We start from the raw sequence: 14,346 nt of genomic DNA, 5'->3' as shown, positions 1-14,346 counted from the left end.
AAGCACGCCGCTTTAGCAGCTGCCTAAATTTAAAAAACGGAAAAAATGATCCGAAAAATCGTCTGCACTTTTTAAAAGGGCGATTTATGAAATTGATTCATTTACATAAATTTAGTTCCTTCTATACCAACTATCTACTCTAGCCAGTCTATGAATTGCTCCCACCACTTGTTTGTCCAACTTCTTATTCCTTTATAGTATTGCCAGATGAACGGGCATTCCCTCCAACAAACCATTTCAGTTTTGTGTTGTTATTACAGTGGTTTGAAACCATTCAGCATTTATAACGCAAATAGTTTTATAGTTAAACAACAGTGCCGTTGGCAACACGCTGATGAACCTGCAAGGCGCAGAACAAAGCCTATGAACTCTGCCGGGTATTACATGATTATAAATGGAAATAAAAACCATTACAAAAGAATGATGCCCATTTATTAGCATCGCCCTTCCATACCTATTGTTTGCTCTGCAGCAGCAAAGAGACATCTTCTCAAAAATTAGACAAGCATTTTCTGGCTGGTCACTGAGGTCTTTTTGCTTTCAACAGCATCCCATTTTTTCTTCAATTGCTTATACAATTTGTACCCGGCGATGTATTCCTCATAACCGCGCGCTTCCCAGCTGAATATAGCTTTCACTCCCAAAGATTGATCTTTTTCCATGAAATATCCTCCATTCGTTAAAGAATTTGGTATTTCTTCTTTCTCTTGCAGTCACTGGCGTTTCGTTTCTGCAGGTTACACATCATCTTTTGCGGTTTCATAGATTGTTTTTAAAACGGAGACCGTATCAGTGGATAAAATAGTTCGGGTTCTGGTTATCCATCGTCCTAAATAGGTTGTGCAGTTTTCTTACTTTCAGCATAAACTGCCCTGATACTTGGCATTGTGACAATTCTCACGGCCGCGGCGTATTTTTTCAATCGATTGCAAACGCGTTTCGTCCCTTCCGACAAACCAGATAATCACTAGCACAGTGCAATAACTTCTATGGGTGCAATAAAGATATAAGGAGGGGCTGTTAAAATTCATTTTTGACATATCTTACTTAATTAATGCAGACAAATAAAAGCAATCCAGGAGAAAATGCGATTTCCTCCGGATTGCTTCTATAATTTTATTTTTATTGGAGCGTATGCTGATTATATGTTCATTCAGGATAAATGGTCTCTACTTCAAAACTTTCTGAACCCGGCAGGCTTTCAATCAGGTCCGCCCCGAATAAGGTTGCAGGGGTATAGCTGCCGTGCGGATAGTCACCGTCCAATAACCGGCTGGTCACTTCAAGCGCTCCGTACACCGTCAAGTCATAGACGTTCGCCGTTTTAATCCGCGCGGTTGTGACGACACCATCCGCATTGCGGGCTTCTCCCCAAATATAGGCAGGCGAGTCTGCGCGCAGCTTTTCATCCGGTCCGCTGACCCGCAGACTGACCCATTTCATCAACCTTTTCTGGATAAACGGTAAAGAAAGAATGGAGCCGGCGGGGCTGAACAGCCGGGCACCTATAATCCGCGATCTCTTCATAGGAATCCACGTGGAAATGTTCGGTATTCCCGTCGTGTGATAAGCGGTCGACACATCTCCCCACGGAATCCCCATGGCTGAACGTCTGCCGCGGCCGAAATCGATCTTGCGGCGCTGGCTTCCGATCGTCACTGGCACCAGCTGCCCGTCACGTCTCTCGGCACTGCCGGAGCCCATTCCCTGGATCATCGTCTTATAGGTGCCTGGCGAAATTCCTGAATCCGAATCAAATCCGAGTGCCAGACTGACCGCATCCGGCATCAGCTCTTTCAATTTGAGCGCTGTGCAGTCCGTTGGAATGACATCAAAGCCGACCCCCGAACAAATGGTGATGTCCGCATCTTTTGCTTTGCCATCCTGTGCGAAACTGTGCTCGAAGACAGAAATTTCACCCGTTATATCCAAATAATCCGCTCCCGCCTCGAGGCACGCCTTGATCATAGGCGGGCTGGTTTTTTGGAACGGTCCGGCGCAGTGCAGCACAAGCGCGATGTCGGACAGGTTCTCAGCGGTAGTCTTGCCAACTGGAAACACCCGTGCTTCCAATTCCAGTTCCTTGGCCAGATAATTAAGCATTTCGGGGTTCCGGCCTGCAAGAACTGGCGTCATACCACGTTTTTTCGCTTCTCTCGCGATCAATTCCCCTGTAAATCCATAAGCTCCATAAATCAGCCATTTTTTCTGCAATGCCGCCACTCCCTCTTCTTCTATAATTATGGTTTTTAAAAGCATACCTTTTGCGATGAGAGCTTACAAATGTTACGTCAAAGCATGGACAGGAACGGGCTTTTTTAAGGTTTATCAGAGATTTCTTGGAGTTTATCAGCGATTTTCGAGAGTTTATCAGCGATTTTTCATGGTTTATCAGCGATTCTGCTCCATTCGCCTACTTTCATTTTAAATACAAAAGGAACCCACTCCGATGTTAAAGGGAGTCGGTTCATTCTTTAGAATCCTGTGCTTTGGCTGGACATCTGATGCGCGGAGCTGTCCACCCTTGCGTTGTCGATGTGGCGCGCTGCATTGTCCACCCTACCATTATCGATGGGGTGATTAGCCGTTTCAATTCCGCTTGCAGTGTTTTTTGCTGACTTGAAACTTTTTCGCACAAATAAATCATAGGATATACCGAACGCCAGCAATACGCCAAAAACTGATAAAACGATTCCACCCAGCATGAAATCCCTCCTTGTATAAAGCTTCAAACTTCCTCAAACTTTAACCTTATTTGTCTAAAAATTCAATTTTTTTATCAACCTTACAATAATTATAGAGCCAAAATGTTGAATCAGTTTATTTATAGAAGGCAGCCTGCTGCCGGCTTGCGGAAAAATTTATTATGTAGTAAGATTTCTAGGTAGTCAACGCACCACCCATACACTCTGTATAACCTTAAGAATACGGCTTAAGGGTCTCTACCAGGAACCTCAAAATCCTGATTACAGAAAACGAAGTTCTCGTTTTCTGTAATCAGGATTTTTTTATATTTTCTGACTTATCTTCATTCGAAAGGAAGCGTATTGAAATGAATTTGAAAGTTTATATTTTAGCCTTGTCCACAGTCGCAGTCGGACTCGTGGAACTTATTGTCGGCGGGATCCTCCCGACAATAGCCGAGGAATTCGACGTCACCTTGAGTTCCGCCGGCCAGCTGATCACGGTATTCGCTTTGATCTATGCGATTGCCGGACCTGTTTTACTGGTTGCCACCAGCCGCTTTGAACGAAAGAAAGTCTACCTGATTTCCTTGTTCATCTTCTTCCTCGGCAATATCATGACTTATTTCAGTCCGGATTTCACCTGGATGATGATTGCTCGCGTCTTCACGGCCGCAAGTACGGCGCTGATTGTCGTGCTGTCGCTCACAATCGCCGCGAAAATCGTCGAACCGGCTTACCGCGCAAAAGCGATCGGCCTCATCTTCATGGGTGTCAGCTCGTCACTCGTTCTCGGGGTTCCGCTCGGCATCCTCATTTCGGATGCCTTCGGATGGCGCGTCATTTTCCTCGGCATCGCTGCATTGTCGATCGGCTCGATGGCGCTCATCGCGCTTTATATCCAGCCGATCCCTGGCAGCACAGCCATTCCGCTTAAGCAGCAATTAAAAGCGGTAGCCAGTGCGAAAATTGGGACTGCCCATCTGGCGACGATGTTCATGTTGGCTGGCCATTATACCGTCTACGCCTATTTCACGCCGTTTCTTGAGACGACGCTGGAATTAAGTTCCTTCTGGGTCAGCGTCTGCTATCTGCTATTCGGTATTGCAGCAGTGAGCGGCGGCGCAATCGGCGGCACCATGTCCGATTCGATCGGGTCGAAGAAGAGTATCTTAATCGTCATCTCTTCTTTTGCAGTCGTCTTGTTCTTACTGCCGTTCACGACATTTTCTTTAATCGTCTTCCTGCCGGTGATGGTCATCTGGGCCGCACTCAGCTGGAGCCTCGCCCCGCCGCAGCAAAGCTACCTGATTGAAACAGATCCGACAACGTCCGACATTCAGCAAAGTTTCAACAACTCGGCGCTGCAAATCGGCATCGCGTTAGGTTCTGCAATCGGCGGCTTCACCCTTGCCCAAACCGGCTCGGTGACAAGCACCGCCTGGGTCGGCGCTGTCATCGTGCTGGGTGCACTCGGCTTCGCGGTATTTTCATTGACGCGTCCAGCGATTGTGCGTGGAGATTCAGAAATAAAAAGCATGTAAAGTTAAAGGAGGTTGCGAAAAATTCGCAGCCTCCTTTTTTATGGGTTTTGAATTTAATAGGAGGCTTTTCGCCTGCGAAAAGCTACCTTCTTTGGTTTGCCGGTGAGTGGTGGAGGCGGTTTTGGGTTTATCGGCGATTTTTGGGAGTTTATCGGCGATTTCCAACCATTTATCGTCGATTTTTTTATGTTTATCGTCGATTCTTGAGGGTTTATCGGCGATTTTTTGTGATTTATCGTCGATTCCCCTCTTTCGCACAAAAACAGCAGTCGCCTGACCAACTATTTTTTCATTTTATAGATACGCGACTTCCTTTCGCCTGTCACCTCGAGATCATACTTCGCTAAAATACGCCAAACGGCTGCTGAATTATGAACACCACTAAACTCACGAAATTTTTTATTCGTTAACTCATTACCGATCAACGAAAAATATTCCTGCACCGCCAATCGATCAGCAGAAGCATCTTTACTTCCACACTCCGCGCAAATCCACGACTTCTTTATACGCTGCATCCGATGAGTTCCGCATCCTGCGCAATACACACCTGTTTTTACATCTCGCACATCAATCCTGTAAAGATCAGATAAAGGAGGGATTTTATAGGGGACCTGGTTTGCCGCAATCAGTTTCCCAATTTCCTGAATCGGATGAGAAACTGCGACCTGGGGACTGTCCCGAAGAATTCGGTAGAGATAGTCGTTCATCTGGTACGTTTTACAAATTAAAGCGCCGGAAGGCTTTGCACGAAATACACAATTGTTTGCTGTAAATACGATCAAACCTTTAACAGGCAAATTGATATCATGTAGCCTGAACCATTTTTCCATAAAATCTATATGTTTTTTCAGCTGAAAAACCGGATTATCCAGATGCAGTATTTCTCCGCCCGGCACCGCCTTCTTATAGTATTCCTCGGTCGCCGTATCATAATGGATTTCACCGCTGACATTTTTGGAATCCATAACGATGGCACAGCGGTCGGTCAATAAAAGACCGTCAATCTGAACAATCCAATCTCTAATTTTCATGTTCAAGTCCCACATCGGCAAATGACTTTCTTCTATAGAAAACTCTCTAAACTTTTTGACCATCTTCCCTTCGCCGCGAATGCCGGCCGAGGCGCGGTGCAACTGGTTTTCCACATAGTCGCGTTGGCTGTGATTGTAAGGAATACGTTTCAATAAACACTCTATCGCTGAAGTTTTGCACAATAAATCCAGCTCCGTTTTTATGCCTGTCGCCTCCTCCTGATCTCTGATTTCATCTCATGAACAGAACACATTCACCTTCTAATAATATCATAACGCGAACCAAGTAATTATAAAATTCTGTCAAAACAAAGTTCTAAAAAACCTTCGAATGGAACAGTTTGCCACGGCAAACTGCTGGGGCTCATGAGCGGCAATGCGCTCACGAGCCCGAAAAAAATTTCAGCGATTCTTATTCCATCCACCTACGCCCCCGGCTTCATCTCCTGTCGGTTCACCCACTCCCGCACCATCTCCACATACGCTTCCGGTTCTTCGATGCCCGGCATATGGGAACTGTTTTCAAACACCTGGAATTCGGCATCCGGCACCAGGCTCGCATAATATTCCGTCGCTTCGGGTGTAGCTTCGTCATAGCGGCCACACGAAAACAGCGCCGGAATTTCGATTTCAGGCAAACGTCCGGTCGCATCAAAACCTTTCAGCGTGCCGGTTACCGTAAATTCGGAAGCTCCCCACATATAATTATAAACTTGCTTGTTCAGTGCTTTCAGATCGTCCGCAAACTCTTCCGGCCACGGATCAACACGGCACATATGGCGTTTGTAATAGGCCAGCATCGCTTCATTGTATTCCGCAGTATCGGTCGTCCCTTCCCGCTCGCTCCGTTCAATCGTTTCCTGGATGTCTTGCGGAAATTCCTTCAAATATTTCCGCTGGTCCTGCTCCCACCTGTTTGCATCCAGAGCCGGACCGGAGAAAATGACGCTGCGGACACCGGCTGGCTTTTTGAACAGATAAGATGCAGCGAGAATTGTTCCCCAGGAATGGCCGAGCAGATGAAATTCCTCCAGCCCCAGAGCTTCGACGACTTGCTCCAGCTCTTCCACATAACGTTCCACTGTCCAAAGCGATGTGTCCGTCGGCTTATCAGATTTCCCGCAACCGAGCTGGTCATACTGGATCACCGGCCGGTCCGTGCCCAATTGCCGAAGCGGATCGCTGTCGCTGCTTTTCATACCCGGGCCCCCGTGCAATAAGAGCAGCGGAATTCCCGGGCCTTTACCCGTAATCCGGTACCACACCTTGCCACCCTCAATCTCGATGTGTCCTACTGTTACATCATCCATATATATGCAACTCCTTTTCTTTTACCTGTTCAATACCCTTTCTATATCAAACTGAAAAATCCCTTTTTCAATTGATATAAATGGCCGCTCTTGGGTAACAGGTGGCTGAAACGCTTCTGCGCAGAGTTATCTTACTTCCCGTATAACGAACTTTACTTCATGTATAGACTGGCTTACCTTCCGAATAACGAATTTCACTTCACACATCAACTTTTGCCACCCACGAATGCTGGAAAATTGTTAAAGAAGCAATTTACAGACTATAATCTAAATAGTCAGAAAAATAAGGAAGAGGAGGATACATGTGAATAAAACAGTGGTTGAGACTTTATTCGTAAATCATTTTGTAAACGGCATTCTGGATCCTGGGAAAGAAATGTTGGGGCCCGTGAAAGACGGCGGTCCGATTATCGCCAATACGGCGCCCGGGTGCTGGGGGCCGATGATGACGCCGAGCATCATCGGCGGCCATGAAGTGACGAAGCCGGTATATGTGGAAGGGGCAGAACCTGGAGACGCCATCGCCATTCGGATCGAGTCGATTACAGTCACCTCCCATGCCACTGCTTCCGGCAACGATAAAATGATTGAGGACCGTGCAGATGGCGACGGTTATGTGGCTGCGAAATGTCCGGAATGCGGCACGAAGAATCCGGAAACCGTAATCAAAGGGATTGGCATGGAAGCGATTCGCTGTGCAAATTGCGGAGCCGATGCAACGCCTTTTGTCTTTACGCATGGCTATACGATTTTCTTCAGCGAAAAAGGCGATGTCGGTCTGACTTTGCCAAGGGAAGCAGCGGAAACGATCGCAAAAGATGGACGTGCCTATATGAAAACACCGGAAGCTTCCGTGCAAAATCCGGTGGTGACATTTGCGCCGCACGACCTGGTCGGTACAATGGCGCGCATGCGTCCATTTCTCGGGCAACTTGGCACGACGCCTTCGCGTCCGACGCCAGACTCCCATAATGCCGGCGACTTCGGTTCATTTCTTGTCGGTGCACCACATGATTATGCGGTCACGGAGGAAGAATTGGAGACGCACCGGACCGACGGCCATTTGGATGTCAACCGGGTGCGTGCCGGCGCTGTGCTGATTTGTCCGGTGAAAGTCCCCGGGGGAGGCATCTATCTCGGTGATATGCACGCCATGCAAGGGGACGGCGAAATTGCCGGACACACGACAGACGTTTCGGGCCTCGCCCATCTGCAGGTCAGTGTACTGAAAGGGGTTAATATAAAAGGTCCGATCCTGTTGCCGAATATCGAAGACCTGCCTTATACGGCAAAGCCTTTCAGCGCGGAAGAAAAACAATCGGCACGGCAACTCGCAGACACCTGGGAAGTCGCCAAAATCGAGGAATCGTATCCGGTGTCGTTTATCGGTTCCGGTCCGAATTTGAACGATGCAACTGACAATGGCTTGAAGCGCGCCGCTGACTTTTTCGGTGTCACGGTTCCCGAAATCATGAACCGCGCAACAATCACCGGTGCCATCGAAATCGGCCGCCACCCCGGTGTTGTCACCGTGACCTTCCTGGCTCCAGAACGATATTTGCGGAAAAAGGATTTGTTCGAGCTGGTGAAAAATCAATACGGACAGCAATGACAAAACCCGCCATTCCCGAATAGGAATGGCGGGTTTTGTCATTTTAATACTAAGAAAATCCCCCTGCTCGAAAACAGGAGGATTCATGGAAGGACTATATTACAGTAAATTGGTCATCGACCGACGTTTGCTCTTAGTTGGTGATCGGTAACAGGTAAAAGTGTGAAGGATAATGGATCATTGGTTTGCCATTAGCCATTCCTTTGATTGCACCGAAGTACAAAGAGATTCCTTCCATGCCCTGGAGCAGAGTCTCACCGCTCCAAGGATCAGAAATATTTCTCGCTGTTGAAATCCAGCATAATGGAATAATTTTTGGTATTGATTGCATTCGAAAGACGATTCGCCAGACGTTCTGCCTCGACTGCCTTTACACGGTATTCTTCCGGATCAAAGGTCGCCAGCCGGATGATCGGCAGGTTCTCGCCATAGCCGTAAGGGTGCATTTCTTTCGCAGCCGCACCGAAAAATTTGAATTTCCTTGCTTTGGCACGCAACTGGGTAGCCAGTTCAATAGCTTCTACAATCGTTAAACTTTCTCCGTTGAACTCCACTTCGTTTTCGATATTGGCCCGGTACATCAACTTGTCCAAAAGCCGGAAATCTGTTCGAATCTCGTCGATTTCCTCTTCAACTTTTGATAATGGACGATTCTGTTTCGGCATTTTACTGCCTTTTTCAACCTCCACGTATGCAACTCGGTCCATCTCTTCTTCCAGTTCATGAATCCGTTTTGCCAATACGCTTTTCAACTTTACAGCTTCTGCAAGTGAAAGATTCGACATTATCCAGTCTCCTTCAATTCATAATGTATTCTGTATTTATTAGCGTAGCAGAACACCCATTTTTTTACAACACGGAAAGAAGAGCAAGTCTAGTTCCACTATTTATCGTTCATCTACTTCTTATTCAGGAATGGTGGTGCATCTTTACTCCCTTGTAATTCTACACTTCTCTTACAAGGAATAATTATCCATGTATGTGATAAACTAAAATAAAAATTCGTAAAAAGAGGGGTTGCAAATGGAGAAAGATAAACCATTTAAAGAGGAATCAGTTTGGACCAAGATATTCATTATAGTGTCTATGACCTTGCTCGTTGCAGGTTCACTTGCATTCGTCTTCGGTATCTACTTCTTCGGAATAGCAGGGCTTTTCAATGTTCTGGGCATTCAATACGACTCGATTTGGTCGCTTTTTTGGTTCGGGGTGTTCTTTTTTATCTTGGACTCCTTCGCCGATTTTATAAAAATGGTATTTACAATTTTGTTGGATCACTTGTCTATAGCCAATGCGGGAACTATTTTCGCCATTTATTTCCTCGTCATTTGGGCAGTGCTTTCCTTACTGAATCTCTTGATGGATTCCATCAGCATTACTGTCACCGCCCAGCTCATAGCCGCTGCTGTTATTGCCTTAATCGAAGTTGGATTAAATAAAACCAGCAAAAAAGAAGAGCCAGTCGACTAACCCAATTTCTTTCATTCGCTTAAAAAGCCGTTAAACCCGCAATGGGATTGAATAGCTTTTCCTATGAATCTCAATTCCCAATTCACACTGCCTGATTTCGATTTTGCAGCACAGCCAGAATGCTCATCGCAGCGAGCAGGCTTGTCTTCGGATTGTTCGGCATCGGGTTGTTTTCGATTTGCAGCTGCATCCGCCCAAAGTCCCCTTCCGCTTCGATGGTGTGAGTATTCCGCTCAACGGCCGGGTCGATAATGACTCGTACTTCCGTTTTTTCGACCCCTACCCCTGCAATCGCGAGTACCAGCGCCACATTGACATTCTTAGGGAATTTCTCGACAGCATCAAAAGCAGTTCCTTCAAAAAGCACTTCTTCCCTCTGGGACTCCATCCCGAGAGAGGCCGGGGATTTCCGTGTCGTAATCCTCACCCGCTCCAAACCGCCGACCGCTTGCGCAGATTGCAGGATATCAAGTCCGCCGATCGCGCCGGATGGCAGAAAGATCCGCGTGCCCGCAACTTCCGCCATACTCCTGACTTCCTCCAGGAAAGAAGCATCTTTAAAAACGCCGATGCTGCTGACAACGAGGTCTTTCTTATGAGCGACAACTTCATTTAAATAGAGAGCTGCGGCTTCCACAGTAGATGCCTCCACAACCATATCGAGCGGCCTCTTCAAGAACTCCTGAATATCGGTATAAAATCCGACTCCAAATTGCTCGCTCAAATGCGTCCCAACTTCACGGTTGCGTCCAAAAAGAGCCGTTATTCTTCCGTCGGCCATTTGCCCTTCGTTCACTTGTTCCAATAAATACGAAGCAATATTTCCAGTTCCAATTATTCCAATATTCATGGCAAAACTCCTCACTAGATTCGATGAGATCTTTTAATGATGCTAAAAAACAGAGGAAGAATATTCTCTCCATCCGTTTTATGTCATCCCTTATCCCCACTTGTCACCGGTAGCCAGTCTCCCATTATTTTTCGTGCAAAGACCACTTGTCCCGCATGATATGAGTTGTGGAGCACAATTGTCTGCAGGCATTCGGCGCGGGTCTCTCCCCTTCCGGCAACCACTTGTTCCGTTAAATCTTTGCCACCTTCCTGCTCAGCTTCTTTCAACCCTTTCAGAAAATACGCTACAGCCGAATCCCATTCTTCTTCGCTCTCAGGTGATGGAGAAGCAGGCCAGGATTCAGCATCGGGATTTTGGCTTTTTGGCGTATCCCCATTTAAAAGGTCCAGCATAAAATCCTGCCAATAATTCACATGGAACAACAACTCCCAAACTGAATGTGGGAACCCAGTTGCTTTCTCCCCCGCCTGCCGCCAGTCCAGTCCGTCAAAAACTGTTGCCGTATCCACGTGAGCTTCTTGCCCATGCAGAGCTTTTCGAAAGAATTGCTCGTTCATAAAATCCCTCCTGAATCTTCGATTTCTCTCCCTTAAAAGACTCTATTCCATCATCGAACTTCCGCTGATTTTAAATCCTAAGCCGTCACGCGTAAAAGTGTAGTCAGCTGTTTCCGCTCCACTTCCGGCTCCGATCAGCAACTCATACGAATTGTATCTGCGTTCGAAATCCAGAACCTCAAGTTGTTCTGCACCCGAAGGATTTGGATTCAAGCCATATAAAGAATAAGCAAAAGCATTCTCTTCAAAAGTGACCTCTTCTGCTGCTTCCCGAAGCTGCTCCGCATCCAAATCCATCTCTGCAATTTCAAACAGCCGCTCCACTTTTTCAAGCCCTGCCGCTTTCAAATATTCCTCGGAATAAAAATGTGAAGCAAACATCAGATAAGTGAAAAAGAGACCCACCAACAGGATGGCCACCGACTGTATGTAAACATCAAACCGGCTGGACGAAATCAGCTTGTCCAACTCCCTCACCGACCAGACAGCCAAGATCACTGTTCCAATCAAAAAGATCAGTTCGATGATCCAATGCACAAACAGGAAGTCGAACAAATAACTGTATGTCCTCAAAAGATAAAAGAGCGTTACAGCTCCGAGAAAAATGAATACCGATCCAATCGAACTTTTCACCAGCGTAGTCCTCCTCATTGCGTCCTCTACTTTTTAGTTTCCAACTCTTATTTCATCATCTAATTATATCTTTCATTGTATTCAGCGACCCATTCCATATCAATCGGTCCGTTCATCACTGAATAATAGTTACCGTCATTCAAGAGATGCATACGGTTTTCATAAATATAGGCTATAATGATGTGGTTCTTCATATGGAGGGTCAACATGAGCCCTGTTTCTTTGGAAACATCACTGTCCCAGTCGCTGTCACTCATTTTTTTGACCTCATATTGCCCGAAGAAATCATGCAGTTCAGCGGCCGCTTCCTTGCTGCTATTTTGCCACACCCCAGCATTACCATCCGACATAAATTCCACCGTTTCCACATCGCCTGGTACATAACTTAATGCCTTCGTTAAATTCTTCTCCCCGAATTCATCAAAAAGAGAAAACGCGATTAAAGCCAAAGGCAGGATGACAATAAAGGCCAGAACAAACTTGAACGCACCTTTTGCATGCAGCTCTTTCTCCTCTGTGAATCTCGAAAGCCGGTTTGCCAGATAGTCTGTAAATGGAATGAGTGCGAGAAAAAATACCATAACGCCAAAAAGTATGCCGATAAAAGCACTCCAGAGATAATATTGTTCCGCCACATAAAATCCTATGTAGGAAAAAATGAATAAGATAAAGATAAAATACATCCAATAATAACCGCTTCTGCTTCTGTACAAGGTGTCCCCTCCCAACATTCCTTCAACTAACTGAAATCACAGTAATAACCAGCCCAATTATGCCAAACAATGAATATAGATACCCCAGGATAAAACTGTTTCTATTCTTTTCTTTTTTGAATTTCAAGAAGTACAAGCCGAATACAATTACTCCGATGCTCAGCAAAATGGCCAGCAGTTCAACTATCAGCAAAAGATCACTCCTGTCTTTTAAATTGCATCATACAAATAGTTTCTCCATTTAACTAATAGTTTCCTGCCAATCCACACTCCATATTACAATTTATAAAAGGATTCCCACAAAAAACAACCAATTAAAAAACCCGCCATCCCAAAAAGGAATGGCGGGTACAACTGTTTTATTCAAATGGGCCTTCCAACACAATCTTGCCGATCGTCTTGCCTGTCAGAAGATTGGTATAGGCTTCTTTTAAGTTATCGACCGAAATCGGTTTGAAATGCTGGGTCATGGTCGAACGGATTTTATTGTTCTCAACCCAATCAGCCAATTGGTTCAGTATAATATGCTGGTGTACCATGTCTTCTGTCTGGAAAACAGAGCGGGTGTACATGAGCTCGTAGACAAACGTGACGCTTTTGCCGAACAACGTGAGGTCGAGTGGCTTGAATGCCGGCAGAATCGAGCAGATTTTTCCCTGAGGAAGGATTGCTTTCGCCATTTCGGCCATGTGCTCATCGGTATTGTTCAAACAGAAAATGAAGTCAACGCCGTCTATACCCATGCTCTCCAGCTGCGGTCCGAACGGTTCGTGATGATTGATCGTATGGTCAGCGCCGTGGTCCTTTGCCCATTCCACCGTTTCGGAACGTGAAGCTGTGCCGATTACCGTGAGGCCTGCAAGTTTGGCGATCTGAACCGCTATCGAGCCCACGCCTCCTGCAGCACCGATGATCAAAATGCTCCTGCCTTCATTCTCAACGGCTTCTTTCGATACACCGAGGCGGTTAAAAAGCGCTTCATAGGCGGTGATGCCGGTCAATGGCAATGCGGCTGCCTGCGGAAAACTAAGGCTTGCCGGCTTTCGCCCCACAATGCGCTCGTCCACCAAATGGAATTCACTTTGTCCGCCCGGCCGATTGTTCGTGCCGGCATAAAAAACCTCGTCTCCCACTTTAAACAGCGCCGCATTTTCCCCTGTCGCAACAACCACGCCAGCCACATCGCGGCCAACTACAGTCAACGAATCATCGTCTTCTTTTTTCCCGTCGCGTGTCCGGAGATCGGTCGGGTTAACGGAAATCGCTTTTACTTCGACGAGAAGATCGCGTCCTTCCGGTGTCGGCTTTTCCTGCTCCACCATTTCAAAGTTCATCGCTTCTTCTTTTGAACCCGGTTTGTAAAAGCCAAATGTCTTCATGGTTTCTGTGCTCATCTTGTATCGCTTCCTTTCAATTTCTGTATAGAGAAAAACAGTATACCCACCATTTTACACATCGAAATTCCCGCATACATAATATTGAATTTCATTTAATAAAATCTTGTTTGTCACCATATGCAAACCGGGCCCCTCAAATTGGCAGAGAGGCCCGGTTCAATATATCAGGAAGAACTTTTCAATTGGTGCAGCTTTTCGATTTTATGCTCTGTATGTTTGGCGCCCCATTCATGCATGGCTTCCAGGATTGGCTCCAGGCTCCGTCCGTACTCCGTCATCGAGTACTCCACTTTCGGCGGCACCTGAGGATAGACAACACGCAGAATAATATCTTCATCTTCCAATTCCCGCAATTGCTTCGTCAGCATCTTTTGCGTGATTCCCGGCATATTGCGCTTCAACTCGCTGAAACGTTTAGTGCCTTCCTGTAACAGGTAAAGAAGAATCACCGGTTTCCATTTTCCGACAAGGATGCCCAAAGCGTCTTCCACACGGCAATTATCCGGTTTCCGATCCATATAATCACTCCTAAGTATCTTTTT

General features: G+C 46.3%; 15 protein-coding genes and 1 riboswitch. Of the genes, 3 read left to right on the top strand and 12 right to left on the bottom strand.

The features are described 5' to 3' along the window. Positions 1-497: 497 nt before the first annotated feature. From ACFQ1X_RS02385 to ACFQ1X_RS02375, 3 genes are all read right to left on the bottom strand, one after another. Positions 498-662 carry a hypothetical protein gene (locus tag ACFQ1X_RS02385; protein ID WP_379081216.1) on the bottom strand — a complete coding sequence of 55 codons (165 nt, stop codon included), beginning with the start codon at positions 660-662 and terminating at the stop codon, positions 498-500. A 487-nt stretch (positions 663-1,149) separates the two neighbouring features. Next, the gene (locus ACFQ1X_RS02380; RefSeq protein ID WP_379081213.1) at positions 1,150-2,214 is read right to left on the bottom strand and encodes a saccharopine dehydrogenase family protein; all 1,065 of its coding nucleotides are present in this window, start codon (positions 2,212-2,214) and stop codon (positions 1,150-1,152) included. Between the two features lie 260 nt (positions 2,215-2,474). Beyond that, positions 2,475-2,705, bottom strand: coding sequence for a hypothetical protein (locus ACFQ1X_RS02375; RefSeq protein WP_144841356.1), 231 nt, complete (start codon positions 2,703-2,705; stop codon positions 2,475-2,477). 184 nt (positions 2,706-2,889) lie between these two features. Next, positions 2,890-2,989: riboswitch (purine riboswitch) on the top strand. 63 nt (positions 2,990-3,052) lie between these two features. Between ACFQ1X_RS02375 and ACFQ1X_RS02370 the strand changes: the two genes are divergently transcribed. Continuing rightward, positions 3,053-4,228 (top strand): MFS transporter, encoded by a 1,176-nt coding sequence (locus ACFQ1X_RS02370; protein WP_144841352.1) that lies wholly within the window; start codon positions 3,053-3,055, stop codon positions 4,226-4,228. 281 nt (positions 4,229-4,509) lie between these two features. Here ACFQ1X_RS02370 and ACFQ1X_RS02365 read toward each other — a convergent pair whose 3' ends face one another. Beyond that, positions 4,510-5,412, bottom strand: coding sequence for a nuclease-related domain-containing protein (locus tag ACFQ1X_RS02365; protein WP_144841351.1), 903 nt, complete (start codon positions 5,410-5,412; stop codon positions 4,510-4,512). Positions 5,413-5,684: 272 nt separating this feature from the next. Beyond that, complete coding sequence (locus tag ACFQ1X_RS02360; protein WP_144841350.1) at positions 5,685-6,569, bottom strand: proline iminopeptidase-family hydrolase; 885 nt, start codon at positions 6,567-6,569, stop codon at positions 5,685-5,687. Between the two features lie 304 nt (positions 6,570-6,873). On the opposite strand from ACFQ1X_RS02360, the gene ACFQ1X_RS02355 reads away from it, so the two are divergent. After that, positions 6,874-8,181, top strand: coding sequence for an acetamidase/formamidase family protein (locus ACFQ1X_RS02355; RefSeq protein ID WP_379081208.1), 1,308 nt, complete (start codon positions 6,874-6,876; stop codon positions 8,179-8,181). Between the two features lie 269 nt (positions 8,182-8,450). On the opposite strand, the gene ACFQ1X_RS02350 is transcribed toward ACFQ1X_RS02355, so the two are convergent. Then, the gene (locus tag ACFQ1X_RS02350) at positions 8,451-8,966 is read right to left on the bottom strand and encodes a hypothetical protein (RefSeq protein ID WP_144841349.1); all 516 of its coding nucleotides are present in this window, start codon (positions 8,964-8,966) and stop codon (positions 8,451-8,453) included. A 238-nt stretch (positions 8,967-9,204) separates the two neighbouring features. On the opposite strand from ACFQ1X_RS02350, the gene ACFQ1X_RS02345 reads away from it, so the two are divergent. Beyond that, the gene (locus ACFQ1X_RS02345; protein ID WP_144841348.1) at positions 9,205-9,651 is read left to right on the top strand and encodes a YrvL family regulatory protein; all 447 of its coding nucleotides are present in this window, start codon (positions 9,205-9,207) and stop codon (positions 9,649-9,651) included. Between the two features lie 82 nt (positions 9,652-9,733). Here the strand turns inward: ACFQ1X_RS02345 and nadX are convergent, their stop codons facing one another. The 6 genes from nadX to ACFQ1X_RS02315 form a co-directional block, all read right to left on the bottom strand. Continuing rightward, a complete protein-coding gene (gene nadX, locus ACFQ1X_RS02340; protein ID WP_144841347.1) occupies positions 9,734-10,501 on the bottom strand; it encodes an aspartate dehydrogenase in 768 nt (255 codons plus the stop codon). Between the two features lie 83 nt (positions 10,502-10,584). Further along, positions 10,585-11,061 carry a DinB family protein gene (locus ACFQ1X_RS02335; RefSeq protein WP_144841346.1) on the bottom strand — a complete coding sequence of 159 codons (477 nt, stop codon included), beginning with the start codon at positions 11,059-11,061 and terminating at the stop codon, positions 10,585-10,587. A 42-nt stretch (positions 11,062-11,103) separates the two neighbouring features. Beyond that, a complete protein-coding gene (locus ACFQ1X_RS02330) occupies positions 11,104-11,694 on the bottom strand; it encodes a hypothetical protein (protein ID WP_144841345.1) in 591 nt (196 codons plus the stop codon). A gap of 59 nt (positions 11,695-11,753) precedes the next feature. Next, positions 11,754-12,407: a hypothetical protein gene (locus ACFQ1X_RS02325; RefSeq protein ID WP_144841344.1), complete on the bottom strand. Its 654-nt coding sequence runs from the start codon at positions 12,405-12,407 to the stop codon at positions 11,754-11,756. Positions 12,408-12,766: 359 nt separating this feature from the next. Continuing rightward, the gene (locus ACFQ1X_RS02320; protein WP_144841343.1) at positions 12,767-13,801 is read right to left on the bottom strand and encodes a zinc-binding alcohol dehydrogenase family protein; all 1,035 of its coding nucleotides are present in this window, start codon (positions 13,799-13,801) and stop codon (positions 12,767-12,769) included. A gap of 167 nt (positions 13,802-13,968) precedes the next feature. Further along, a complete protein-coding gene (locus ACFQ1X_RS02315) occupies positions 13,969-14,322 on the bottom strand; it encodes a winged helix-turn-helix transcriptional regulator (RefSeq protein WP_144841342.1) in 354 nt (117 codons plus the stop codon). Positions 14,323-14,346 lie beyond the last annotated feature (24 nt).

The sequence above is a fragment of the Metaplanococcus flavidus genome (assembly GCF_042675885.1).
In the GTDB taxonomy this organism is placed as follows: domain Bacteria; phylum Bacillota; class Bacilli; order Bacillales_A; family Planococcaceae; genus Planococcus; species Planococcus flavidus.
This window is presented reverse-complemented; position numbering and strand designations above follow the sequence as displayed.

Coding starts and splice junctions, on each gene's coding strand:
- ACFQ1X_RS02385 (WP_379081216.1), bottom strand. CDS start 662: ATGGAAAAAGATCAATCTTTGGGAGTGAAAGCTATATTCAGCTGGGAA.
- ACFQ1X_RS02375 (WP_144841356.1), bottom strand. CDS start 2,705: ATGCTGGGTGGAATCGTTTTATCAGTTTTTGGCGTATTGCTGGCGTTC.
- ACFQ1X_RS02370 (WP_144841352.1), top strand. CDS start 3,053: ATGAATTTGAAAGTTTATATTTTAGCCTTGTCCACAGTCGCAGTCGGA.
- ACFQ1X_RS02360 (WP_144841350.1), bottom strand. CDS start 6,569: ATGGATGATGTAACAGTAGGACACATCGAGATTGAGGGTGGCAAGGTG.
- ACFQ1X_RS02350 (WP_144841349.1), bottom strand. CDS start 8,966: ATGTCGAATCTTTCACTTGCAGAAGCTGTAAAGTTGAAAAGCGTATTG.
- ACFQ1X_RS02345 (WP_144841348.1), top strand. CDS start 9,205: ATGGAGAAAGATAAACCATTTAAAGAGGAATCAGTTTGGACCAAGATA.
- nadX (WP_144841347.1), bottom strand. CDS start 10,501: ATGAATATTGGAATAATTGGAACTGGAAATATTGCTTCGTATTTATTG.
- ACFQ1X_RS02335 (WP_144841346.1), bottom strand. CDS start 11,061: ATGAACGAGCAATTCTTTCGAAAAGCTCTGCATGGGCAAGAAGCTCAC.
- ACFQ1X_RS02320 (WP_144841343.1), bottom strand. CDS start 13,801: ATGAGCACAGAAACCATGAAGACATTTGGCTTTTACAAACCGGGTTCA.
- ACFQ1X_RS02315 (WP_144841342.1), bottom strand. CDS start 14,322: ATGGATCGGAAACCGGATAATTGCCGTGTGGAAGACGCTTTGGGCATC.